This window comes from Streptomyces sp. NPDC079167 (assembly GCF_040686735.1).
GTDB lineage: Bacteria > Actinomycetota > Actinomycetes > Streptomycetales > Streptomycetaceae > Streptomyces.
The window spans coordinates 365,507-387,370 of sequence record NZ_JBFBLO010000001.1; the positions used below are offsets into that span (position 1 = coordinate 365,507).

At 67.3% G+C, this 21,864-nt stretch carries 18 protein-coding genes and 2 pseudogenes; 4 read left to right on the plus strand and 16 right to left on the minus strand.

Annotated features, from left to right (window positions below; all coding sequences use genetic code 11):
- Window positions 1-108 precede the first annotated feature (108 nt).
- The 5 genes from AB0P41_RS01760 to AB0P41_RS01780 all read right to left on the minus strand — a co-directional run bounded on the left by AB0P41_RS01760 (window position 109) and on the right by AB0P41_RS01780 (window position 6,776).
- Complete coding sequence (locus AB0P41_RS01760; RefSeq protein ID WP_365929445.1) at window positions 109-3,504, minus strand: CARDB domain-containing protein; 3,396 nt, start codon at window positions 3,502-3,504, stop codon at window positions 109-111.
- Between the two features lie 419 nt (window positions 3,505-3,923).
- Window positions 3,924-4,472, minus strand: coding sequence for a hypothetical protein (locus AB0P41_RS01765; protein WP_356707598.1), 549 nt, complete (start codon window positions 4,470-4,472; stop codon window positions 3,924-3,926).
- Between the two features lie 211 nt (window positions 4,473-4,683).
- Window positions 4,684-5,217: a MarR family transcriptional regulator gene (locus AB0P41_RS01770; protein ID WP_356707599.1), complete on the minus strand. Its 534-nt coding sequence runs from the start codon at window positions 5,215-5,217 to the stop codon at window positions 4,684-4,686.
- A gap of 161 nt (window positions 5,218-5,378) precedes the next feature.
- Window positions 5,379-5,888, minus strand: a complete 510-nt coding sequence (locus AB0P41_RS01775; RefSeq protein ID WP_356707600.1) for a nitroreductase family deazaflavin-dependent oxidoreductase — start codon at window positions 5,886-5,888, stop codon at window positions 5,379-5,381.
- Between the two features lie 111 nt (window positions 5,889-5,999).
- The gene (locus AB0P41_RS01780; protein WP_365929448.1) at window positions 6,000-6,776 is read right to left on the minus strand and encodes an SDR family oxidoreductase; all 777 of its coding nucleotides are present in this window, start codon (window positions 6,774-6,776) and stop codon (window positions 6,000-6,002) included.
- Between the two features lie 825 nt (window positions 6,777-7,601).
- Between AB0P41_RS01780 and AB0P41_RS01785 the strand changes: the two genes are divergently transcribed.
- The 3 genes and pseudogenes from AB0P41_RS01785 to AB0P41_RS01795 all read left to right on the plus strand — a co-directional run.
- Window positions 7,602-7,883 carry a type II toxin-antitoxin system prevent-host-death family antitoxin gene (locus tag AB0P41_RS01785; RefSeq protein ID WP_358967472.1) on the plus strand — a complete coding sequence of 94 codons (282 nt, stop codon included), beginning with the start codon at window positions 7,602-7,604 and terminating at the stop codon, window positions 7,881-7,883.
- Window positions 7,880-8,143, plus strand: a complete 264-nt coding sequence (locus AB0P41_RS01790) for a Txe/YoeB family addiction module toxin (protein ID WP_185301023.1) — start codon at window positions 7,880-7,882, stop codon at window positions 8,141-8,143. Before AB0P41_RS01785 ends, AB0P41_RS01790 begins: the two co-directional genes overlap by 4 nt.
- Window positions 8,144-8,561: 418 nt before the next feature.
- Window positions 8,562-8,672: pseudogene (locus AB0P41_RS01795) on the plus strand (WD40 repeat domain-containing protein); the annotation flags it as partial.
- A 651-nt stretch (window positions 8,673-9,323) separates the two neighbouring features.
- Here the strand turns inward: AB0P41_RS01795 and AB0P41_RS01800 are convergent.
- Both AB0P41_RS01800 and AB0P41_RS01805 read right to left on the minus strand, forming a co-directional pair.
- Entirely contained in the window at window positions 9,324-10,070 is a 747-nt protein-coding gene (locus tag AB0P41_RS01800; protein WP_365929449.1) for a hypothetical protein, read from the minus strand.
- 884 nt (window positions 10,071-10,954) lie between these two features.
- Entirely contained in the window at window positions 10,955-11,083 is a 129-nt protein-coding gene (locus tag AB0P41_RS01805) for an LPFR motif small protein (RefSeq protein WP_258020967.1), read from the minus strand.
- Between the two features lie 498 nt (window positions 11,084-11,581).
- Between AB0P41_RS01805 and AB0P41_RS01810 the strand changes: the two are divergent.
- Window positions 11,582-11,713, plus strand: a pseudogene (locus AB0P41_RS01810) (DNA starvation/stationary phase protection protein); the annotation flags it as partial.
- Between the two features lie 145 nt (window positions 11,714-11,858).
- Here the strand turns inward: AB0P41_RS01810 and AB0P41_RS01815 are convergent.
- The 9 genes from AB0P41_RS01815 to AB0P41_RS01855 all read right to left on the minus strand — a co-directional run bounded on the left by AB0P41_RS01815 (window position 11,859) and on the right by AB0P41_RS01855 (window position 21,864).
- Window positions 11,859-12,263, minus strand: a complete 405-nt coding sequence (locus AB0P41_RS01815; RefSeq protein WP_365929451.1) for a response regulator transcription factor — start codon at window positions 12,261-12,263, stop codon at window positions 11,859-11,861.
- Window positions 12,260-13,354, minus strand: a complete 1,095-nt coding sequence (locus AB0P41_RS01820) for a PAS domain S-box protein (protein ID WP_365929453.1) — start codon at window positions 13,352-13,354, stop codon at window positions 12,260-12,262. Before AB0P41_RS01820 ends, AB0P41_RS01815 begins: the two co-directional genes overlap by 4 nt.
- A complete protein-coding gene (locus tag AB0P41_RS01825) occupies window positions 13,351-14,007 on the minus strand; it encodes a response regulator transcription factor (RefSeq protein ID WP_365929454.1) in 657 nt (218 codons plus the stop codon). The genes AB0P41_RS01820 and AB0P41_RS01825 overlap by 4 nt, the downstream gene beginning before the upstream one ends.
- Before the next feature lie 32 nt (window positions 14,008-14,039).
- On the minus strand, window positions 14,040-14,468 hold the full coding sequence (locus tag AB0P41_RS01830) for an STAS domain-containing protein (RefSeq protein ID WP_365929455.1): 429 nt from the start codon (window positions 14,466-14,468) through the stop codon (window positions 14,040-14,042).
- A gap of 895 nt (window positions 14,469-15,363) precedes the next feature.
- Window positions 15,364-15,819 (minus strand): TIGR02611 family protein, encoded by a 456-nt coding sequence (locus AB0P41_RS01835; RefSeq protein WP_365929457.1) that lies wholly within the window; start codon window positions 15,817-15,819, stop codon window positions 15,364-15,366.
- Window positions 15,820-16,512: 693 nt separating this feature from the next.
- Window positions 16,513-17,730 (minus strand): FAD-dependent monooxygenase, encoded by a 1,218-nt coding sequence (locus AB0P41_RS01840; RefSeq protein WP_356707603.1) that lies wholly within the window; start codon window positions 17,728-17,730, stop codon window positions 16,513-16,515.
- Between the two features lie 181 nt (window positions 17,731-17,911).
- Window positions 17,912-19,267, minus strand: a complete 1,356-nt coding sequence (locus AB0P41_RS01845) for a flavin monoamine oxidase family protein (protein WP_356707604.1) — start codon at window positions 19,265-19,267, stop codon at window positions 17,912-17,914.
- Window positions 19,268-20,021: 754 nt separating this feature from the next.
- Window positions 20,022-20,579, minus strand: a complete 558-nt coding sequence (locus AB0P41_RS01850; protein ID WP_365929459.1) for a TetR family transcriptional regulator — start codon at window positions 20,577-20,579, stop codon at window positions 20,022-20,024.
- Window positions 20,580-20,679: 100 nt separating this feature from the next.
- The gene (locus AB0P41_RS01855; protein ID WP_365929461.1) at window positions 20,680-21,864 is read right to left on the minus strand and encodes an NAD(P)/FAD-dependent oxidoreductase; all 1,185 of its coding nucleotides are present in this window, start codon (window positions 21,862-21,864) and stop codon (window positions 20,680-20,682) included.

The window sequence follows — 21,864 nt, forward strand, 5'->3', positions numbered from 1 at the left end:
CAAGCTCTTGCGTTGACGACCGGGAGAGACGCTCGCACCCCGGAAGGGGGTGACCGGGTCTGCCGGCCACCCCCCTCGGAGATCGGATCAGTCACGCGCCCCCTTCTGCTACGGCGCCGCGGAGCCCGCGTTCGGTGCGCCGTCGATCACGAACTGGGAGCCGGGCTCGACCAGGACATCGCCCTGTGCCGAGTTGGTGATGGTCACGTCGTTCAGGTTCGCGCTGCCGCGCGCGCCGCCCATCGCGAGGATCCCGGACCCGTTGACCGAGTTGTCTATGGTCACGTTCTCGATCGCGACGCCGGGCACCGTGCCGCCGCCGGTCTTGAACTGGATGCCGTCGTAGGTCGAGTCGTGGATGTCGGTGTCACGGATGGTGACACCGGGGATGTCCGGCCCCTGGGCGAACAGTGTGATGGCGCCGAACTCCTGGTCCTCGTTCCAGAACGCGCCGCCCGTGCGGTACAGGCCGTTGTTGGCGATGAGGGTCTTGCCCGAGAAGGGCAGCGGGTCGTGGTCCGTGGCCAGCATGATCCCCGGGTAGTTCATGGTGTCGGAGATCAGGTTGTTCTCGATGGTGTTGCCGTGACCGCCGTAGACCGCGATGCCGTTCGCGCGCCAGGGCAGCTGGATCGTGTTGTTGCGGAAGTGGTTGTCGTGGCCGATGTCGACCGAGGTGTCCTTGACGTACTTGTTGGACCAGACGGCGAGCGCGTCGTCGCCGGTGTTACGGAAGGAGGAGTTGGACACGGTCGAGTTGCGCGTGCCGTTGGAGAAGTTGACCCCGTCGGCGTAGGTGTTGCGGATCCGTACGCCGTCGAACTCGACGCCGTCGCCGGGGCCCCACAGCTCGGGGATGTTCGAGTAGTCGCGCCCGACCCAGGCCGCGACGTTCGCGTGCTCGATCCACACGTTCGTGATCTTGGTGTCCTCGCCGAAGCGGCCGTTCAGGGCGACACCGCCCTCCGCGTTGCCGTCACCGCCCCGGATCGTTCCGGAGCCGAAGATGGCGATGTCGGAGATCTTGGTGTTGTCGTCGATGTCGAAGCCGAAGTTACCCTCGTGAGGATGGTTGATGCCACCGGCCTCGTGGGGCGGGATGAGGGAGTAGAGCTGGGAGTGCCACATGCCGGCTCCGCGGATGGTGACGTCCCGGATGCCCACCTGGTTGTACTGCCCGCGGTTCTGCGGGTCGTCGGTGAGGATCTTCTTCTCCTGGCGCCACTGGCCGGCGGGTATCCACACGCAGGGGATTTCGCCCTTCTGGTCCGCCGTGACGGCGCGCTGGATGGCGTCCGCGTCGTCGAGTCCGTCGTTGGGGACGGCACCGTAGGCGGTGATGGAGGCGCACTGGTCAGGTTTGGCGGCGGGGGCCGCGACCTGCTCCAGGTCGATCAGATCGACGATGTAGAAGGCCGCGTCATCACCGGCGTCGCGCTGGAGACGGAACTCGGTTCCGACCGGGTAGGTCTTCTCGAGCAGGGCGTGGGACTCGTCGAAGAGCCGCCGGGCGTCGCCGCCGGGCCGGTTGGTCAGCCCCTCCGGGTCGTCGGTCGAGCCGTACAGCCAGCTGTGCTTGGAGGACAGGTCGAGCTTCCGGACGAACTTCCCGTCGGCGTAGAGGCTGAGCGTGGCCTCCTGGCCGCCGCCGCCCGCCGCGTCCGGGATCGAGTTGCGTACCACGATGGAGTTCGAGGGGGTGGTGGACGTGAACTCCACGTATTCGCCCGTGGAGTTGAGCCGTACGGATTCCCGGCCGGAGGACTCGGTGGCGAAGTTGGTGTGGCCGAACGTGCGCTTGGCATCCGACTTCAGCAGCGTGCCGTCGTAGCGCGCGTCCTCCGCCTCGTACTCGGTGTAGGGCGAGGCGGCGCCACGTCCCACGACCAGGGAGCGGGCGAAGGTGTTGTTGTCCTCGTTGGTCTCGTCGACGACGCCGGTCGCGTCGGCGGTCGCGGTGAGCGAGGCGCCACCGCTCGTGGCGGTCCATCCACCGCTGATGGCGACCGTGGCCGAACCCCCGGCGGGGATGCTGCCGGTGGTGCCGTTCAGAGTGGTCCCGCCGACCGTGAGGTGGGTGACCGATCCGGCCGGCACGGTGCTGGTGCCGCTGTTGCGCACGGACACGGCGAAGGTGACCTCGGCGCCCGGAGCCGGGCTCGCCGGGCTGGTGGTGATGCCCGCGACCTGAAGGTCCGGCCCCGGAGCCCGTACGACGACCAGCTTGTCGGCGGCGTTACGGCTGTTGTTGCTGTTGTCGAGCTCGGCGACGGTGTCGGCCGGGTCGACCACCGCGGACACGGTGTAACTGCCCGCGGCCCGCTTGCCGGCCTTGACCGGTACCTTCACCGAGGCGCCCGGGGCGAGAGTACCGACGTCACCGCTGCCCGCGACCTGGCCCTCCAGGCTGACGTCCACCGTCGTGGCGGGCGCCGCGGTGGTCCCGGCGTTGCGGACGGTCGCCTCGACGGTGACCTCGTCCTTCTCGGACGGCGAGCCGGCAGGCCAGGTCAGATCGGTGACCATCAGGTCGGGAGCCGGCGCGGCCTCGCCGACGACCTCGAACTCGGCAACCTGTCCCCCACCGGCGCCGGTGTTGCCGAAGAACCGCAGACGTACGTCGGCGGCGCGGCCGGTGACCGGAATGGTCACGGTGTTCTTGTTGCCCGAGGGGCTGAAGGCGTAGTCGGCCCGTGCCTTCAGGGAAGTGAAGCCGGACTCGCCGGACTTCCGTCCCAGCACCTCGACGCTCTGGGTCCTGCTGCTCCAGGCGGCGTCAGGGTTCAGCTTGATGACGACACCGGTGACGTCGGCTTCGGCTCCGAGCTTCGCGGTCAGCGTCGAGTCCGGGCCCGCGGCCTCCCAGTAGGTGGAGGTGCTCCCGTCGTTGGCGTTGCCCGCGACGTAGTTCTGTGTGGTCGACGAGGCCTCGATCGCTTTGTGCAGGGCCAGATTGGTCCCCGTCGGGGGGCCGGTGGGGTCTTCCCCGCCCGCCTCGCCGTGGACCTCCACCTCGGAGAGCTGGGCGGCGTTCCATCCGGTGTTGCCGTTGACCTGGACACGCAGATACCGGGCCTCCCCGGTGACGTCGAGTGTCACGGTGTTGCCGGAGGAGGGGGAGAAGGACTTCACCGAACTCGTGGCCAGGGTGCTGAAGTCCCTGCCGTCGGTGCTGCCCTGGACACTCAGGGTCTCGGTGCGCGACTCCCAGGAAGCGGGGAGCTTCAGCACCACGTCATCGACGTCAGCGGTGGCTCCGATATCGACCTGCACCCACTGGGGGAACGAGCCTGCGGGGCCTTCCCAGTACGAAGCCTGGATGCCGTCGGTGACGTTGGCGGGGACGTAGGAGCCGTTCTGCCCGCTGGCTGTCGCCGGTTTCCCGAGCGCCAGGTTCGGCCCCTCCACTGCCGCTTGGGCTGTCTGGGGCAGCAGCCCGACCGTCAGCAGCCCGCCGGTCACCAGGCCGGCGAACATGCGCCGGCCGTGTCGTCTTCCTGTCATGGGGCCCTCTTGATTCGTTTCCTGAGCGAACCAGCACTCGCCGGGCCGCTCGGCTCCGGACAGCGGTGCGTCCGTGGCGGGCGGTCGTAGGGGCCGGTGCGCAGCGTGGACACTTAGCCGCCTTTGGGCGGACATGGGCGGTACATGGCGAACCTGATGCTCGAACATCGATTTGTTGAGTGATTTCGTTCGCCTTTTGCAAGCGGCAGGGCACAGGTTTCTATTACGTGACCCGTTTGTCAACGGCCTGTCACTTGAACTTTGCAAGCCCTGCTGCCCGGGCAGGCAGGGGGGCCACACCTGACCAGGTGTGAAGCGCTTCCGCGCGGATGCCGGAGGCGGCGGGCATCCTGGCCGTCCTCAGCTGAAGAGCCCTTACGGGAACGCGGGAGCGCACGCTGATCAGCCGGAGCCGGCCTTCAGGGCAGCGTGAAGCGGAAGGACCGCACGACAGCCAGCGTCGTTCCTCCGGCGAACATCAGCGCAAGAGTGACCAACCGTACTTCGGACGCTGTCTGTTCGCCCGGCCGCGCCATGCCCCGGACCGGCACGCGGCCCGTCGGGTCGTACAGCACCTTGAGCACGTCCCCCGGATCGGTGGAGCCGGTGCAGCCCCGCCAGATCTTCATGCTCGGCGACACTCCGGGCCCGTCAGGGTCCACTTCGCACAGGAAGCGACGCTGGTGGTGCCCACTGCTCTCGACCGACGTGACATGAGCGGACTGCACCTGGCCGCGGCCGGCCATCGCGAGGCCGGCGGCGGTCTGAGGTGCCGCGAAGGCGAGACACGCACCCAGCACACCGACGAGTCCGACGAGGATGCGGCCGGCCCGCAGAGCCGTCAGATACAGCACCAGCGCGGCGACGAGCACCAGACCGGCCTCACCGCTACGGAGGAACACGGGGCCGGCCCACATGCCCATGGCTCCCGCACCGGTGACCAGAACGCCGCCGAGGAGGCCGACCACCAGACCATGGCTAAGAATGCCCGCCCCTGGAACGCCGACGAACTCCGCCGGCCCCCACAAGGCCGACCTGAGATGGGTCGCGAGACCGTGATCCGGAGCAGCCCTACGGCCGCGGCCACTCACGCGCAAGCGGGGTCATCTCCCTTCCCGGATCGGCTGGGGCGCCGCGGACCGTACCGGCCGATGCCGGCACTTCGCCGCCCGACGATGTTCAGGCGCCGTGCCCGGTCGCCAGGTCCGCCCACCCCAGGGGGTGCGGAGCACTGTCGTCGCGCGTGGGCACGGCCGGCTCCCCGCCCGCCTCGTTGAAGGCGGTCAGAGCGCTGACGAGGGCGAGGCGCTGGACGGGGTCGAGGCGCTCCACGATCGCGGCGATCTCCTGCTGCCGCCGTCTCGTCACGTCCTCGACCGTGCGGCGGCCCTCGTCGGTGACCTGGAGCAGCGTCTCGCGGCGGTTGACCTGGTTGACCTGCCGGTCGGCGAGCCGAGCCGCGATGAGCCGGTCCACCATCCGCATCGCCGTCGAGGGGGCCACACCCAGCAGGTGCGCAAGGGTGACGAGCTTGGTCGCACCACGTGTGGACAGGACTACGAGCATCCGGAACTGCGGCAGGGTCACGCGGTCTTCGACCTCGGCGAGCGAACGTGCCGACACCGCGACGAGAAGCCGTGACGCCGTCATCACCGCACGGGTCACGGCGTCCACATCAAACGTGCCCCCGACCGGGGCGCTCCGCTCAGCCATGGTCCCTTTCTACCGCGCTCACCGGCTTCGCCGTACCAGCCTGCGTCTCGCTCTCCGGCGACGTGCGGCGACGCCGCCTTCCGCCTGACCCGATGCCCCGGATCCGCTCCCGCCGTCCCGTCGGACGCCCCGGCACCTTTAGCCTATGCAACGTTCTATGATCAGGGCAGCCGCTGACCAGGTCCTGCGTCCAGCCGTACGAAGGGGATCTCGCTCCCCGCGCGCCGGAAGGAATCCGGAGTGCCGTCCACCTCGAAGCCCATCAACGAGCAGAGGCGACGGGCGGTGCGCGGCCGGGCGAGCGCGTACCGGACCATGGCCTCGGCCCCTTCCGCCGCCGGGAGGAAGTGGGCCGTGACGGTGTAGTGCCGGTTGCCGAACTGGACCGTGGTCTTGGGCTCCCCGCGCAGGTTCTGATACCAGTCGGCCGCCGGCCCGAACCCGGAGGCCAGGGTCCAGCTGCCGTTCTCCCGGTCGTACGCGACGACCTCCAGAACGACGGCCCTGTCGAGCCCGGTCCTGCGGCCCCTGTGATGCAACAGCAGCACACGCCGCCCGAAGACCGGGCCGAGCCCGACCTTGAAGAGAGCGAGTGGCAAGCGCGCCAGACGTCGCCGCCACCCGCGCGGGAGCGCCGGACGCGAAACCGGCCGCCGCCTCTCCGGCGCCATCACGCTGCCTCTCGTAGATCCCCTTGGTCCGGGCAGGCCCCAACCATTAGATTGCGCAATCTTTGCACAATCTAAATGACTTAGGAAGCCTGAGGCGCCCGGGTCGCCCGGCTATTCGGGGAACGGGCCGCGGACCGAGACTCCGCCGTCCAGCACGATCTGCTGACCGGTGACGTAGCGCGCCTCGCCCGAGGACAGGTGGACGGCCGCAGCGGCCATCTCCTCCGAGGTGCCGTAGCGGCCTGCCGGGATGTCCGGGACCCACTCACCGGAGGGGCCTGCGTTGACAGCAGTACTGATGGCCCCGCCCGCGACGACGTTCATCCGGATGCCGTCGGCCGCGTACTCGGCGGCGACGGTCCGCGCCAGGCTGTACAGGCCGGCCTTGGCAGCGCCATAACCGGCCTGCTTCGGAGCGGCCATGAATCCGGTGACCGAACCGATACTGACGATGCTCCCGCCGGTGCCCTGCTCCAGGAACAGCCGCAGCACACGCCGCACCGCGCGAGCCACGTAGCGCAGGTTCACGTCATAGACGGTGTCCCAGTCCTCGTCGGTCATCTCGTGCAGCTTGACGGCCGGCACGAACGCGACCTGTCCGCCTACCACCGTGATCAGGATGTCCAGTCCGCCCAGACGTTCGGCCGCGCCGACGATCACGTCTTCGAGCTGGCCAACGGAGTGGACGTCACCGCTCAGCGCATGGGAGACATGCCCCGCCGCACGCAACTCGTCCGCCACCTCGGTCGCCCGTGCGGCATCCACGTCGGCCACTGCCACTGCCGCCCCGGCGGTCGCGCAGGAACGGACGATGGCGCGGCCGATCCCGGCCCCGCCACCGCCGATCACCAAGGTCCGTTTCCCGTCGAGCCTGCTCAGACCGCCCATATCCCCTCCGTCTTCGTCACGTTGCTCAAAGTTAGTTGCCGGTCTCGTCGCGGGTGCAGGAGTCGCGTGATATGCCGACCGCGGTGAGCGAGGCCAGGTGTGTGACTGTGCGGTGCCCGGCTCGGGGTGGTCGCAGGTGCGGCCGGAGCCCTTGGAGGCGTCACCCACGACGTGCTCTTCCCGCCTCCCGGTTGGCCGGCTGGGTCTGCGGGGGCTTCCCTGTGCAGTCGTACGCAGTGCCGGCCTTCCTGCCCTGGCTGCCGGTGTGCGAGCACCCACGTTCGCCGCACCCCCGTGCGGCGACCACAGCACGCAAAACGCCCCCGGAAAACGCGATACCCCAGGTCAGAACGATTCTGCCTGGGGGTGCTGGGTGGGGCGGGTGGGACTCGAACTCAAACCGGTGACGCGTCTCACCTGCGGTTATCTCAAGGAGTCCGCCATCCCCACCTGTTTCCATCCGGCTGCATCCTGCTCGATCCGACTCCAGCGGGTTGCGGTGCAGCGTTCGCAGCACCGACCCGAGAGGCACATGAGGCCGAATCCGGGCCGTCCGATCACGTCCCTCTCAACCGCACTGAGCGGAAGTCTCGCTTCCGGCCGACAGGCCGACCAGAACATCTGAGACACCGGCGAGCCGAACGTCCGGCATAACCATCAGTAACGGTTCGTCGAACGCCACCGAAGACTGCCGCAGGCGCGGGTCGAGCAGCACGCCGCCCAACTGGGCCCGCCTCGAACGCCGCCAACTCCGCGCAGGCGAAGTCCGCAACCACCATGTCCGTAGTCGCACGGGGATCCACTCTGTACGTTATCGTGTACGTCATGAAGACGATGAGTGTCACCGAGCTACGCGCGGGCATCGCCGATGCCCTCGACGCGGTGGAGAACGACGCCGAGGAGCTGGTCATCACCCGGACTGGCCATGAGCCGATGGTCGTCGTCTCGCTCGCCGAGTACGAGGCACTGAAAGAGACCGACTACCTGCTGCGGTCGCCTGCCATGGCCGAGCGCCTGCGCAGGTCCATCGAGCAGGACCGGGCCGGCCAGAGCGCACTTCGCGAGCTGGTGGATCCCGATGACGAGGCCGGGCGGGGCGCCGCGTGAAGGTGCTGTTCGTCGACGACGGCTGGAACGATTACCTGTGGTGGCAGGGGAACGACCGCAAAATACTGAAGCGCATCAACCAGCTGATCGCCGACATCGACCGGGGCGGCCACGAAGGAATCGGCAAGCCCGAACCGCTGCGGAACGACCTCTCCGGCTACTGGTCGCGGCGCATCAACTCCGAACACCGACTGGTGTACCGCATCGATGAGAACGCCATCATCCACGTGGTGGCGTGCCGCTTCCACTACGAACGGTGAACCAGGCGCATACCCACGGGCCATGCCTCGGCTCTTGACAGCGCCCGTCAGCCTTCGCAGGACGCAGGCACGGGCTCACGATCCACGTGACCAGGGCGCGACCGTTTACTCGGGGGCGTATTGGACGCTGAGCATGGTCGTGATCCCCTGCTCCATGAAGACCTCGCGGGCATCCGCTCCTGGGAGCGAGCATCGCCCCTACCCCCCGCGGGGGGTCAGGAATCCAGGCGACGCGCGCTCAGCCAGGCGACCATCTCCGGGGCGCGGTGGTCGAAGAAGAGCTACGTGCCGTCTTCCGGGGTGGCGATGGCGTCCCTCTGGGCCTCGGTGAGCTCAAAGTCGAGGGCGTCGATGCTCTCCGGCGCCCAACGAGAACCTTTCAGTCGACAGGAGGAGTTCGACAACCTCATGCACCAAAACCCTCACCGGTCACACCGGTGAGGTGCACTCAGTGGCGGTCTCGCCTGACGGAACCCAGCTCGCCACCAGCAACATGGGCCGGGAGGTGCGGCCGTGGGACCGCCCTTAACGCTCCCACGAACACGAGGGCAACAAAAGACCAGGTCACAGCCGTGCGAGACCTGCTTGGAAAGACCGAAGCCTCACGTTGGCTGCACCTACGTGCGGCGAACGCTGCACGCGAAACGCCCCCGAAAAACACGTTTCCCCAGGTCAAAACGATTCTGCCTGGGGACGCTCGGTGGGGCGGGTGGGACTCGAACCCATAGGCGTGACGCCTCTCACCTGCGACGATGCCAAAACTACGGACATAGTCACCCGTTTCCATCCGGCTGCATCCCCCTCGATCTGGCTCGACCGGGGATCGGTGCAGCGTTCGCTGCACCAGGATCCCAATACCCACTGGGCTCACAGCCCCTAGAGCTTCCCCGTCCGGACCTCGCCAAAGCTGCAGTCGTTCGACCAGCATGGCACCACCGCAAAATGAGCGGGCGCGACAGGAACACCAGCAACCGCGGTGACACTCTGCCACGAGCGGCGCCGGTCGAGGCGCCGAGCCCATGAGCGGGTTTTCAGGTCGCCGAACGAGACTGTCAGGGGCCTCCCCAGAACGCGCTCACCCCGGGGCCATGCTCCTCCGCACTCCCGCCTCGTATTCGGGGGCAATCGCGGGGATGCGGAGGAGGAGGGTGAGCGCGCCGGAGCGGCCGCCGCCCCGGGTTCAGCTCTGGACCTGCTTGGGGTCGACCACCTCGTTTGCCGGGGGTTCCTTGGCATCGACCTTCTTGTTGTAGTCGGTGAGAGTCGTCTCGCTGGGGTTCTCTCCACCCTTGCTGACGGCCTTCATGATGTAGGGCTCGCCCTTGGCAGCGACGTAGAGGGTGATGACCTCTCCGTCATCGGCCTTCTTGGTGAGGGCCAAGGCGTCCTTGCCGTTCACTTCGGTCTGTTCGCCCTTCTTCATTCCCATGCGCTCGGACTTGTCACTGTCCATGGCGGCGATCACGGCCTGCTTGTCGCACATCCCCTCGGCACCGGCCTCGTCCGGGTCACTCTTGACCCACTTTCCGGCAAGCTTGTCGACAGCCTGGTCGGAGCCGGCGCCCTGAGCCTTGAGAAGGTTCTCCCAGAACTTCTTCTCGCCGCGCACATAAGTGGTCTCACCAACTTGAAGCACGTCTGCCTCGGCCTCGGGTCCGGTGAGTGTCCCTGTGCAGTTGTCCTTGTTGTCGACGATGAAGTCCAGCTTCATCTCTTGACCTTGCTGCTGGCTGGTGCCGACGATGTGGACGGACTCGGCGTCGCGGGTGGCCTTCACGGCCGCCGCAGCGATCTCGTCGGCGCTCTTGCCGGACAACGCGGCCTTGTCGGAGCCCGAGGAACCGCCGCTGTCCTCGCCACAGCCGACCAGCACGGACCCACCGAGCGTCACGGCACCGAGTATGACGAGAACCTTCTTCGTGAACATAGGAACCCTCCCGTTGCAGATCCGAATGGTGAGAGCAGGAGCGTCGGCCTGGAATTCACCACGGCCGCGATTCCTCACAGAACCCCGCATACCCTGAGATCCCTTGAGGACTCCAACAAATCTGGTGTCAGCAACTTCAAGCCAGAAGGGGCCTGTTCCACCGTTCTTCCGGAATTTAAGAATCCGCTGTTGCTGGACCGGCCGCGGCATGAGGAAGGCTTGGGCCTGGGCAGGTGCGCAAGCGGTGTGTCGACGAAAGCGAGAGGTTCGGTCCTTGCTCGAGGGATTTGAAACCAGGCAGGTTCCGTTCAGGGAGTCGATGCCGTTCACTATGGCGAGGAAGGGCCGCCGGCAGTGCCACTCCACGGCCACCCCCGGACGTCTGCGGCCTGGCATCACGTTGCCTCAGCAGCTTCCCATCACCGTCGTGCAGATGCCGGCCGCTGCCCCCCAGTTCTCCTGGGTTCTGTCACGGCTGCCGAACCGCCCGCAACCGGTGCCCCGGGAACCCGCGGACGGCACAGACGGCCACGACCAAGGCGCCCACGGACGGCTCCTTCGACGACCGGTCCCACCCCCCGCCCTCCACAACTATGGCTCTCCCAGCGTCCCACCTGGGTGTCAGCGCTGGCGACGGACACCGCACTGGGCGCAGTTGGCCCTGCTCCGCCGTCGGCGTCAAGCTCGTCGGAATCCGGCCAGCCAACCCGTGACTTACGGACGACCGAGTCATCGATCCACCCGGTTCGCAAGCGCGGGCAGATGACCTTCGCGCACGAGACCTCGCGTCGTTGGTGACGACCGAGGAAGAATCTGAGTGCACCGCATTCCGAGCCCCGGCCGACTCAAAGTCGGCCGGGGCTCGGAATGCGGAAAGGGATCGGTCAGTGGCGGCCGTGGGCAGTGTCGGAGGCTCCGCCAAAGAGCCGTGCGACGGCGCGGAAAGGCAGGGTCACGACAGTGGCGATGGCCCCGCCGATGGATCGGAGTACGTCCGCGATGGCCTTCAGCATGTGATTGACCTCCCTCTCGATTCTACTGCGGCAATGAGATACCGCAGCGTGATGTCAATGAGACCGGTACCCGGTCGAGGCACGAGGAAACGTACGCACTTCACGAGAGACAGAGAGGGCAGGTCAGCAGAACCCGACGGGATGAACCATCAGCAAATCGGACAGAATTTTATGTGAGTGCGAAGTCGAATGAAGACCAGACCCCCGCACCACTGGGTGACTGATGAACTTCAGTTCCCGCAAAATCTGTTGAGCTTCGGCAACGAGTGCACCGCTCATTGCAACTGCAGGCACTTCCTCGCACGTGAACTGCTCACGCTATAACACTCTATTTTACTGCCTCCACAGAGCCCTGCCCGGAGAATCCAGGACGCGTATCTGCGGCAGCTCGTAAACCGGCAGGTACGTCGGCCGAGCAGGTTGACTTGGCGGCGCACGGAGAGGTGCACGTCTGAAGAGCCGAGGCTGGCCAGCCGTGGGCCGCGGCACAGGAGCACTATGTCACCTCAGAGCTCCAAGCTCCTTTACGCCGTTCCGGGCCTCACCACCAAGGCGGGAGGGCGAGTCATCGACCTGCTGGTCCCTCGCCTCCACGCCCTCAACGACCTGACTCTCACCCTCAAGCACATCGGGCAACCGGCCCGCATGCGGGCCCCGTGGCCCTCCGGCACCGCACGTGCAGCCGACTCCCCGGAGCCGTACTGGCCTTCGTCGCGAGCACAAGGACTACGCGCTGCTTGAGAAGTCGGCGCGTAACGCACCTGCTGCCGCCGCCTCAGCGGGACTCCTCTGCTGCCCGTCGCAGGGCCGCGAGGAGCTCCCTGTTGGCCATGCCTTTGAGTACGTACTCGGAAACGCCGGCGCTCCTCATCTGTTGGGCGGACGCTGTGTCGTCGTATGCGGAGAAGGCCACGATGCGGCTGGCCGGTGAGCACCGTGCGATTTCCTTGGCAACGGAGGGCCCGCCGCCCGGGAAGCGGACGTCCAGGATCACGAGGTCCGGTTGGTGACGTTTCGCGAGCTGGAGCGCCTGATCGTCGTTGCACGCGCTGCCCACGACCTCCATGTCGGGCTGTGCCTGAACGACCTCGCTCAGGATCTCCAGGAGCATCACGTTGTCGTCACAGAGGATCACGCGGAACGGCGAGCCAGGACGCCTCTCCGGTGTTTCCGCGCTCACGGCGCATCATCCGAAAGTTCCGAGGCCGGAGCCGGGGGTGGGTTCGGCACCCAGAATTCGACCGTGGTGCCCTTACCGGGGCGGCTGGTCATGGACCACCAGCCGCCTGCCGTCTCGGCTCGCTCCCGCATCTCGATGACCCCGAAATGAGTGCGAGTACCGTCCTCGGACCGGGACGCACCGGCCCCGTCGTCCACGACGAGCGTCACGATGCCGGCGTCGGCAGACGCGAGGCGGACATCCACTCTGCTCGCCCGTGCGTGCTTGTTCACGTTCAACAAGGCTTCCTGGATGATACGGAAGATGGTGATGGCAGTCTCGGGCGTGGGCTCGCGGTCCAACTGGTGTTCGAATGAATATTCCATTCCCCAGGTGGAGCGGACGACGTCGTCCAGGTGACTTGAAAGCCCTTCGACCAGGCCATGCCGGTCGATCCCGGGCGGGTGCAACCGGAAAGTCAGACTCCGCAGGCGGCCGATGGCTTCGCGTACCGTTGCCTCGAGACGCCGCAGCTCCGAGGCGTGAGCCTCCGGCACCCGCTCCGCCAGCAGCTCCAGTCGCATCCCCACGGCTACCATGGCCTGGATGGAGTCGTCGTGGACGTCCCACGCGATGCGGCGCCGTTCCGTCTCCTGCGCCTGAACCAGGTGACTGAACAACCGTCGACGCTCGGTCAAGGCCTGTTCCGCCGCCCGCCGTTCGGACATGTCGCGGGTGACCTTGCCAAATCCCTGCAGTACGCCTTCCTCGTCCCACAGAGCGGTGATGACCACGTTGGCCCAGAACCGGGAACCGTCCTTACGGACGCGCCAGCCCTCGTCCTCCAGCCTGCCTTCGGCTACCGCGGTTTCCAGCTCCCACTGCGGCTTACCCGACGACTGGTCCTCCGGCGGGTAGAAGACCGAGAAGTGCTGCCCCAGGATGTCCGATGCGCTGTACCCCTTGATCCGCTCCGCCCCCGCGTTCCAACTGATGATGTGACCCTGCGGGTCGAGCATGAAGATGCCATAGTCCAACACCCCCTGAACCAGCAGTGTGAAGGCCGTCTCCGACAAAGGGGCCGCCGGCTTCCGCACCCACTTCCCCGTCACTTCAGAAGTCCTTCACGTCGCGCGATCGTGACAGCTTCCAGCTGGGACCGGGCGCCCAGCTTTTCCAGGACCCGCTGGACATGATTGCGCCCCGTGTTCAGCGCAACCCCCAGCTGATCGCTGAGCTCCGCGGTGGTGTGGCCTTCTGCCAGCAGATGCAGAGCTTGCAGCTCCCGCGGAGTGAGGTTCGCCCCCGGCGCCGGCGCCCTGCCGGTCAACCGTTCCAACACGTCGCCCAACAGGTCCTGACTGAAGACCATCTCGCCCGCAGCCACCCTGCGAACGGCGTCCTCGAGATCGCTCAGGCCCCGGGCCTTGAGTATCAGGCCGGCTCCACCAGTCTCCGCAACGCGTGCTGCCACCGACCCGCTTCCCTCGCCCGCCAGAATGAGCACCCGCGCGGAAGGAACGAGTGCGAGTAGGTCGGTGATGGCGGTAACCCCGTCGCCGTCCGGCAGGCGCCGGTCCATCAGAACGACGTCCGGCTCACAGTGCCTCGCGTCGGCCAGCGCCGCTGCCACCGACGCCGCGCGCCCCACGATCTGTAGATCGGGTGAGCGCTCCAGGGCGAGGCAAATCGCCTCGGCCACCATGTCGTGGTCCTCGACCACCAGGATCCTGAGCGGTCGGCTGTGCGGGGAAGAGGTGGACATCGGTTCATTCTTGCAGGTGGTAGCCGCACCGGTCATACCGGAAGCTCCTGGCGTGGCGGCTGTGCGGCGGCTGGGGGCCCGGCGTCGGGGGGAGGCGCGGCTGTTCCCGAAGCGCGCACAGTCGTCTCCCCGTCTGTGCGCGAGTTCGGTTGGGTGAGGACGTCGACGGCCCCGGTCAAGGAGAGCAGTCGCGCCAACTGAGATCCGACCCCCTCCACGACAAGGGCCACTCCCGCCTGCCGAGCGGATGCGTGTGCCCTGAGCAGGGCACTCAGGCCGGCGCAGTCGCAGAAGGACACGCCGGTCACATCGAGACAGAGACTCCTTGGCTGCTTCACCAGGCAGGCCGTGACCGCCTCATGGACGTAGGAGGCCGTGTCCAGGTCGAGTTCGCCGGCGAGCATCACGCGTGCGACGCCCGAATGAACCACTGCATGCGAAGTGAACGGGTAAACGGTCACGGCGTCTGCACCTCTCCGTGCGGGCGTACGCCCGCAGCGCGGCCCATGGGCCCATCGTGTGAGGGACCTTTGTCGTCAGCTGCCCACGCCGCTAGGTCGTAGTGCATGAGCATCAGTGTCGCTCTAGTGAATCTGCACTAGACGGCGAAGTCAACACGCGCCGTGAACCGTCGAGCGAGGCCGCTGACGGGACCGGTGCGGGGTGCGAGGACATCACGCTCCATGCCGAGCTCCTTGTTGCCCTTCCGAAGCTGCGTGCGGCCCGCAGCCGGGCCAGTTCCTCGGCCTCGCTCTCACCCCGACCCTTACCTGCCCGGAGATCAAGGCTCAGGTACGGCCGGGGCGGCAGCCAGCAGGGGGCGGCTAGCGGTCAGGGCCAGGTGGGCGGTGAGGGACGGCGTCGCGGATCATGGGGCATGGGGCAGTGGCCGAAGCAGCGGCCTGTCCCTCCCCTAAAAGCGTGATGCCTCTCACCTGCGACGATGCCGAAACACCGGACAAAGCGGCCCGTTTCCGTCCGGCTGAATCCCGCTCGATCCGGGTCGAACATGTGACGGTGCAGCGTTCGCTTGTGACGGTGCAGCGTTCGCTTGTGACGCGCGCTCCCCACCGCACCGTCCCGCGATCCCGAGGGACACCAGAAGCTCCCGTATCCGAATCACCGGTCAGCCCCCGAGGAGTTTGGGGCATCTGCGTATCTGGGTCGATCCCGGCTCACGCTAAGGTGTCACGTTACGCGACGAAAGCCTCACACAGACGGTCTTTCAGATCACCGGCGAGGGCACGCTGACAGGGATGACGGAGTTGCTGCACGGGGGCCGGCCTGGCACCGCCGTACGGGCTCGCCTTTCCCACGTTTCGTCGGCTGACCACAGTCGGTGGCGTCCGTACTGGATCACTGCTTGATATTCCACGGCATGATCATGCCGAACTCCCAGACGTAGATCCCGACCAGCGCCGCGATGATCACGAGTCCCGCCGTGGTGAGGATGATATTGCGTCGCCGTACCTTGGGGTCGAGTGCGCGCTGAGCGGCTGCGGTGACCTTGCGCCGGGTCCAGCGTAGGACGGTCTGCGCCCAGACGAACTCGGACGCCCAGATGGCCATGCCTCCGAAAATCACCAGCCAGCCTGGCCCGGGAAGTACCAGCATCGCGACGCCGGCCCCGACCACGGCGAGACCAACGACGAAGATCCCGACCTGCCAGCCCAGGTGAAGCAGCCTTGACTTCCGGATGAACCCGGGTGCCCGCGAGCCCAGTTTCCGCTCCGCCGCCCACTCATCCCCCGCAGTGGAATCAGCCGCCACCTTCACGGCGACCTTCTTCTGCTTATTATTTTTCGCGATCATCAAGCCCAACCTAACGGAACCGGGATCACCACCGGAATGGACGCATGCCCCGGAGGAGCACACGCGAAAGCGGACGGCATTCAAGCACCGTGAGATGAATACGGTGGTGGATACCTTTGCGCGGAACGGGACTTGCAGGGGTCCTAATTCGCGTAGTGATGGCCTACCTCACGAGCCGGAAGCTGACTCGAGAGTTCACCCAGAAATGGAATGACGCACTGCGGGCCCAGCGGGAGGCCGCTACTGCCAGGAAGCTTTCTCAGACTCCTGACCCGAATTCGGTTGACCTGACTCAGCAGCATTCGCCAACTGGACCGCGTGAACCGCCTCGATCGGATCCTCGAAGCCGACGGTGCGGTGACTGAAGGGGTTCGTGAAACCGTTCATGGCTCCGACGAACAGCTCGACCTCTGGCACCTGTTCGCCACCCGGTCTTGCAATCCCCGGGGTCGAAGTTGGCGCGTACGCCTTGCCCAGGCCCGATGGAGCGGGCCACAACGCACCAGTTCCGACTGCATGGTGGCTATGACGCCACTCGCCCGGTTCCCATGCCTGAGTGTGCCTGAGAACGGGCTCGCCGGACGCCGGCCCGCAGTATCGGAGGATTCAGCGCATCAGCTCGTCGCCGGTGCTCATGACGCGCAGTGTTCATCGTTTCTCCAGCGGTGGCGGGCAATCGGTGAAGCGGTGGGGTCAGACGGCGGCGATGTCGATGGACATCTCCTTGAATGCCTTGGCCATCAGGGCCGACACGACCTTCTTGCCGGTCCGGTTGGTCAACACCCTCTGCATGGCGGTGCGCACGACCATGTCCTTGCGGGTCTGGGGGACGAACGTCGGCAGACCTTCGGTGCGGGCGGACCTCTGCTGGAGGGCCATGAAGGGGCGCAGCTTCTGGTCCCACTCCCGCAGGGCGCGGGTGGCGTTGCCGGGATTGCGCTGGAGCAGAGTGCCCAGTAGGTCGGCGCCTGCCAGCGCGATGGAGGCGCCCATGCCGGAGTAGAGGGTCAGGCACCACGCGGCATCACCGAGCACGACGATCCGGTCGGTGTGCCAGGTGTCCATCTCGACCTGGTGGGCGGAGTCGAAGAGGTAGTCGTCGGCCTGCTCGAACTGCTGGAACATGTGCTCCAGGACAGGGCCGGTCGGCTCCGGCCCGAAGGCGGCCCGCAGGGACTCGATGGGCGGGCGGCGGAACTGGGCGTCCTCGTTGTCCGTGCGGTAGTTGAACAGCAGTCCAGGCTGGTGGTCGGTGAAGGGGAAGGTCCACACCGAACGCCCTGGTTCGGCCAGGACGACGCCGTCCTGGGGCCGGTAGCCGGGGAGGGGTTCCTTCATGACGGTGGCGGCGACGATGTGGTTCAGCGGGCGCATGAACTGGCTGTCGGGGCCGAACGCGAGGCGGCGGACGGTGGAGCGCACCCCGTCGGCGCCGACCACGAGGTCGAAGCGCTCGGTGGTTTCCGCGGTGTCCTCGCCGGTGGTGGTGCGCAGGGTGACGTCGACTCCGTCGGGGTGTTCGTCGAGGGCGGAGGGTGTGGTGCCGTAGCGGATCTCGGTGCGGGGGGCGACGGTGTCGTGGAGAGCGGCCTCGATATCGCCTCGCAGGATCAGGCGAGGGCCGCCGGGCAGGTCGCCGTATCCCATGCCAGGACGGCGGCGTCCGTTCCGCTCCACGTCGTAGGTGATGCTGGTGAGGTCGGTGCGGTTGCCGATGGCGTCGAGGATGCCCATCCGCTTGGCGGTGGCGCGGCCGGTCTCGAAGAGGCCGATGAAGTAGCCTGCGGCGCGGCGCTCGGGGGCCCGCTCGATGATGACGGGTTCCCAGCCGATCTCGTACAGGCGCATCGCGGTCGCGAGACCGCCGATGCCCATGCCGACGATCAGAGCTCGGGGCGCGGGGGTGTTCAAGGAGGGTCTCCTCTTCCGTGCAGTTTCGTGACTGCGAGAGCGCTACGGATGTGGCTTTTGGAGGGCGCATGGGGACGGCAGGTGGGGCACCGGGCCCTACTTGGTGGCATCGCGACGGAGGAGCAGGCAGCAGACGGCAGCTCCGGCGGCGAAGTGGCGGGACCGGGGCGGGTGGGTGGTGTCACTGCCCGGAGTACAGACGGTCTGCCACTTCGGTCGCTGCGCGCCGGCCTGACAGGATCGCGCCGTTCATGCTGCCGGACGTCTCATCGGCTGTCTCGCTGCCGGCCCAGTGGATGCGTCCGACCGGCTCGCGCAGGAAGGGCCCGAAGGTGGTCCACGCCTTCGGCCCGACTGCCGGGTTCGGCCCGCCGGGTGCGAAGGAGTCGTTGCCCCAGGAGAAGTCGGTGTAGTCGATGGCGCGGCGCGCGGGCTCACCGTACAGATGGATGAGGTGCTTCATGACGCGGCTGCGGCGCTCGGCTTCGTCGTATGCGTCGAACCCGCGTGCGTCACAGAACACCATGAGGATGCCGGGGCCGTCGGCGTCCGGGCTGACGTCGAAGGTGAGGAAGACGGTCTCGTCGTCGGACATTCCCTCTCCCGACAGGCCTTCGTCGCGCCAGAAGGGGCGGTCGTAGGCGACGAAGGCCTTGCTGAGCGCTCCCAGCCGCCAGCTGCGGGAGAGCCCGTAGTGACGCTGCGGGAGTGCGGGAGTGAACTCGATGGTCGAGCGGTGCGTCGGGGACGCTGTCACGATGACGTACCGGGCTTCGATCGTGTCCTTGCCGGTCTCGACCGTGAGGCGGTCCTTGAGTGTGGTGATGCGCTCTACCGGGGAGCCGACGAGCAAGCTGTTTTCCAGGGTGTCGGCGAGCCTGCTGACCAGCTTGTGCGTCGTTCCCAGCACCCGGTCCTGCTGGTCGCCGCCCTCGACGGTGAGCATGAACTCGATACCGCCCAGGTTCTTGATGTACCGCAGCGCGTTGAACAGTGACACGTCGCTGACGGGCGCACCCCACTGCACCAGGCTGAACATGGTCAAGAATTTTCGAGTGTCCTTCAGGGCGTGCTTGGAGGTCAGCCATTCGCCGAGCGACATCGAATCGAGGTGCGCGGCTCGGGGGTGCTCCCAGGGGTACGAGACGGGAAGGTCGTCGACCATCTTCTGCAGGTCGTTCAGGATCCGCGTGATGTCGAGCATCCCCCAGGGCGCCATGGCAGTGGCGCTCTCGATCTTGCGCTTGCCTCCGAAGGACATGACCCCCTTGCCCTGGTGGAACTGCGGCACGAACTCGCAGTCGAACCGGCGCGCGAGATCGCGTACCGCCTCGTGGTGCGGTGCCACCCAGGTCGCTCCGGCATCGACGGCTACACCCGCGACCTCGACCGTGTGAATCCGTCCACCGATGCGGTCGCGGCCCTCGACGACGATGACGTCGTAACCCGCTTGTGCTAGCTGGTCCGCTGCCGTGAGCCCTGCGAGTCCGGCACCTACGACGACGACCTCGGTGGATCGGGTACTGGCGCTGTTCATGGTCGCGCTCCGTTCGTGTGTGGCCTGACGGCCTCTCTCCTGCATCCGACAACAACTGTACTGACGTGTCAGTCCAGTTTCAAGCGGGTGAGATTGCTGGCGGTGCGAAGAACGCGAAGACCTCGTGACGGGAACCGGCCCGGCTGCCGGGCCCTCCCCGCGTGCGCGCAGGCACGCGTGCCCCTCAGGCGACAGTGAGCGCCTGCCGCGGTGCCGAACGTGCCCTGTCGTTCGAAATCGCCGAATGCAGGGACGATGGCCCAGCTCAATCCTGGCGCGATCGAGCGTCGCCGCCTCGTGATCATGAGCGCTCGATCGTGACTCCGGAGCGGACCGCAGTCTGGGCCGGCGTACGAGCCCTCGACGGCACAGTCGTCCGGATCCGGCGACGAGGAGCGGAGGGTGGGCAGCTCAGCCCGGTGAGTCGCCGTGGCATCGTCGGCAAGACCGACGGGGCCGTCCCGTGATCACGGCTGCCGCCGGTGCGCCGTCCCGCGGTGGTCCTTCAGGTGCGTCGACCCAAGTCATGTGAAGGTTCGGGCGCGCCATCCCTTTACTGGGCCAAGCGTTCCCGTGCCCGCCTTCTCCCCGTCCGCCCGCACATCGACAAGACCCGTTGTACCGATCTCGACATCCGTGGGGACGGCCCGGCGCTTGAGCAAGCCGCGTCCACGGGCCGGATACTCTGACGGGCTGCCCCCGTCTCGGACCGTCGCTGACCACCAGCCGACACCGTGGCCCCGTCCCGCAACAATCAGGAGGAGCCGGGGGTGGCGAGACGTTCCAGCTCGGTGCGCAGGGCGACGAGTTCGGCGCGGTCGGGCTTGAGCCCCCACCCGGTCATCAGGCCGGCGCCGTCGACGGCGTTGAGGATGACGGTACGCGCTCCGACCGACAGCCCGTCGTCGGCCATCTCGGCCTTCCAGTAAGCCCCGTCCTCGGCGACGATCTCGGGCACCCCGGGGGTGACGGCGAGGGCGGACAGGAGGAACAGCCGCTCCCCGACGGCATCGATCGCATCGCCCTCCAGCGACGCACTGATGAAGGCGCGCGCCAGGCGGCCGGGCGCCAGCCCTTCCTCGATGTGGTCCTGCACCACCTGCTGGAACTGGACAAGCACGTCGCGGGCCAGCGCGACCCACAAGGCGTTCTTCGAGGTGTAGTGGTAGATCACGGCCCCGCGAGTCATACCCGCCGCGGCCGCCACGTCATCGAGGGTCGCCCGGGCCCCCTGCGCCACGACGACGCCCCTCGCGGCGTCCAGGATCAACCGCTTGGTGTCCTCGGGCCCTCGTCCTGCTGTGCGTCCCATCGATCTCTTTCAGCTGCGGTAGCGACATCTCTCGGCGAACAGTGTGCCCGACCGCCGTGCGGGGTCATGACGGTCGGGGGCCTGGGAGAGGGCGAGGGGCTCATGCCCGGCGCACGGCCCGCCTGCGGCTGTTACGTCTCGTCAGCGTTGCCGGGATGGCGGTCAGCAGGTCGCCGACGCCTCCGGCAAGGGTGGCTGCCCGGCTGCTTCCCTGCACGCCGGTGCTGAATTCCACGGCCCGCGCCGTGATGCTCTGTGCCGTCGTGGCGAAGGGGCGGACCTCGGCTTCGTATCGCGCGAAGGCAACCGTGATGTCATCCGTGTCGCGCAGGGCCTCGGCCAGCGCTTTCGCGCCCGGCAACGATGCGTGGGCCCCCATCCCGGACACCGGGTCGATGCAGTGGGCGGCGTCGCCCAGGAGCACGACCCGGCGGGTGTACCAGCGCGGCAACCGCACTTGGGAGAACCGGGTCAGCTTGGTGTCCTCGGACTTCCGTGCCGCCACCGCGACCGTCCGCATGTCCGGCCCGAGGCGCTCGACGATGTCACACGCCTGCTCGACCAGCATGGACTTGTCCGGCCTGACGGAGGTCGGGACGGGAAGAAGTGTCATGACCGACGTCTGGTCCGTGTCGAGGAACGGATAGATCATCGACAGCGTCCCTTCGCGAAAAGCGATCACCGCCCGTCCGTCGGGCAGCGGCGTGTCGGCGTTGATCCACACGTGGGTCAGGCCATTGAGATAGACGCTCCGTGCTTCGGACGCCAACGTCAGCCGGCGCACAGTCGAGTGCAGCCCGTCCGCCCCGACCACCATGTCGAACGACTCGGTCGTACCATCGCTGAACCGGGCCAGAACGTCGTCGCTGCGGTGTTCCAGCGCCTCGAGCCCGACACCCATGCGTGTCCGCACCGCGGCCGGCAGGTGAGCGAACAGCCGCGACAGGAACACCGAACGGCGGGTGAGCCGCCACTCGCCGTCACCATCGACCTTGAATTGGCGGACCTTGCGGGTGCCCCACCGTACCGACATCGCCGGTGCCGCGAAGGTGACCTCATCGAGGATTTCCTGGCCCCCCATGAGCCGCAGGACTCGCACCGCCTGAGCATCCAACTGCAGCAGGTAACTGCTCGGGTACGGCTCGACTTCCTTGTCCACGAGCACGACCTCCCACCCCTCGCGCTCCAGCCACCACCCGGCGGCGCATCCAGCCATCCCGGAGCCCACCACGAGCGCCCGCCGGCGAACAGGCCGCCCTGCCGTGCCCACGATCTCGGCTGCCAT

What these genes read in the sequence shown, in the direction of transcription:
- AB0P41_RS01775 (WP_356707600.1), bottom strand. Translation starts at nt 5,888, where the DNA reads ATGGCGCCGGAGAGGCGGCGGCCGGTTTCGCGTCCGGCGCTCCCGCGC.
- AB0P41_RS01805 (WP_258020967.1), bottom strand. Translation starts at nt 11,083, where the DNA reads ATGCTGAAGGCCATCGCGGACGTACTCCGATCCATCGGCGGGGCCATC.
- AB0P41_RS01770 (WP_356707599.1), bottom strand. Translation starts at nt 5,217, where the DNA reads ATGGCTGAGCGGAGCGCCCCGGTCGGGGGCACGTTTGATGTGGACGCC.
- AB0P41_RS01855 (WP_365929461.1), bottom strand. Translation starts at nt 21,864, where the DNA reads ATGGCAGCCGAGATCGTGGGCACGGCAGGGCGGCCTGTTCGCCGGCGG.
- AB0P41_RS01850 (WP_365929459.1), bottom strand. Translation starts at nt 20,579, where the DNA reads ATGGGACGCACAGCAGGACGAGGGCCCGAGGACACCAAGCGGTTGATC.
- AB0P41_RS01800 (WP_365929449.1), bottom strand. Translation starts at nt 10,070, where the DNA reads ATGTTCACGAAGAAGGTTCTCGTCATACTCGGTGCCGTGACGCTCGGT.
- AB0P41_RS01760 (WP_365929445.1), bottom strand. Translation starts at nt 3,504, where the DNA reads ATGACAGGAAGACGACACGGCCGGCGCATGTTCGCCGGCCTGGTGACC.
- AB0P41_RS01780 (WP_365929448.1), bottom strand. Translation starts at nt 6,776, where the DNA reads ATGGGCGGTCTGAGCAGGCTCGACGGGAAACGGACCTTGGTGATCGGC.
- AB0P41_RS01845 (WP_356707604.1), bottom strand. Translation starts at nt 19,267, where the DNA reads ATGAACAGCGCCAGTACCCGATCCACCGAGGTCGTCGTCGTAGGTGCC.
- AB0P41_RS01835 (WP_365929457.1), bottom strand. Translation starts at nt 15,819, where the DNA reads ATGATCGCGAAAAATAATAAGCAGAAGAAGGTCGCCGTGAAGGTGGCG.
- AB0P41_RS01825 (WP_365929454.1), bottom strand. Translation starts at nt 14,007, where the DNA reads ATGTCCACCTCTTCCCCGCACAGCCGACCGCTCAGGATCCTGGTGGTC.
- AB0P41_RS01785 (WP_358967472.1), top strand. Translation starts at nt 7,602, where the DNA reads ATGAAGACGATGAGTGTCACCGAGCTACGCGCGGGCATCGCCGATGCC.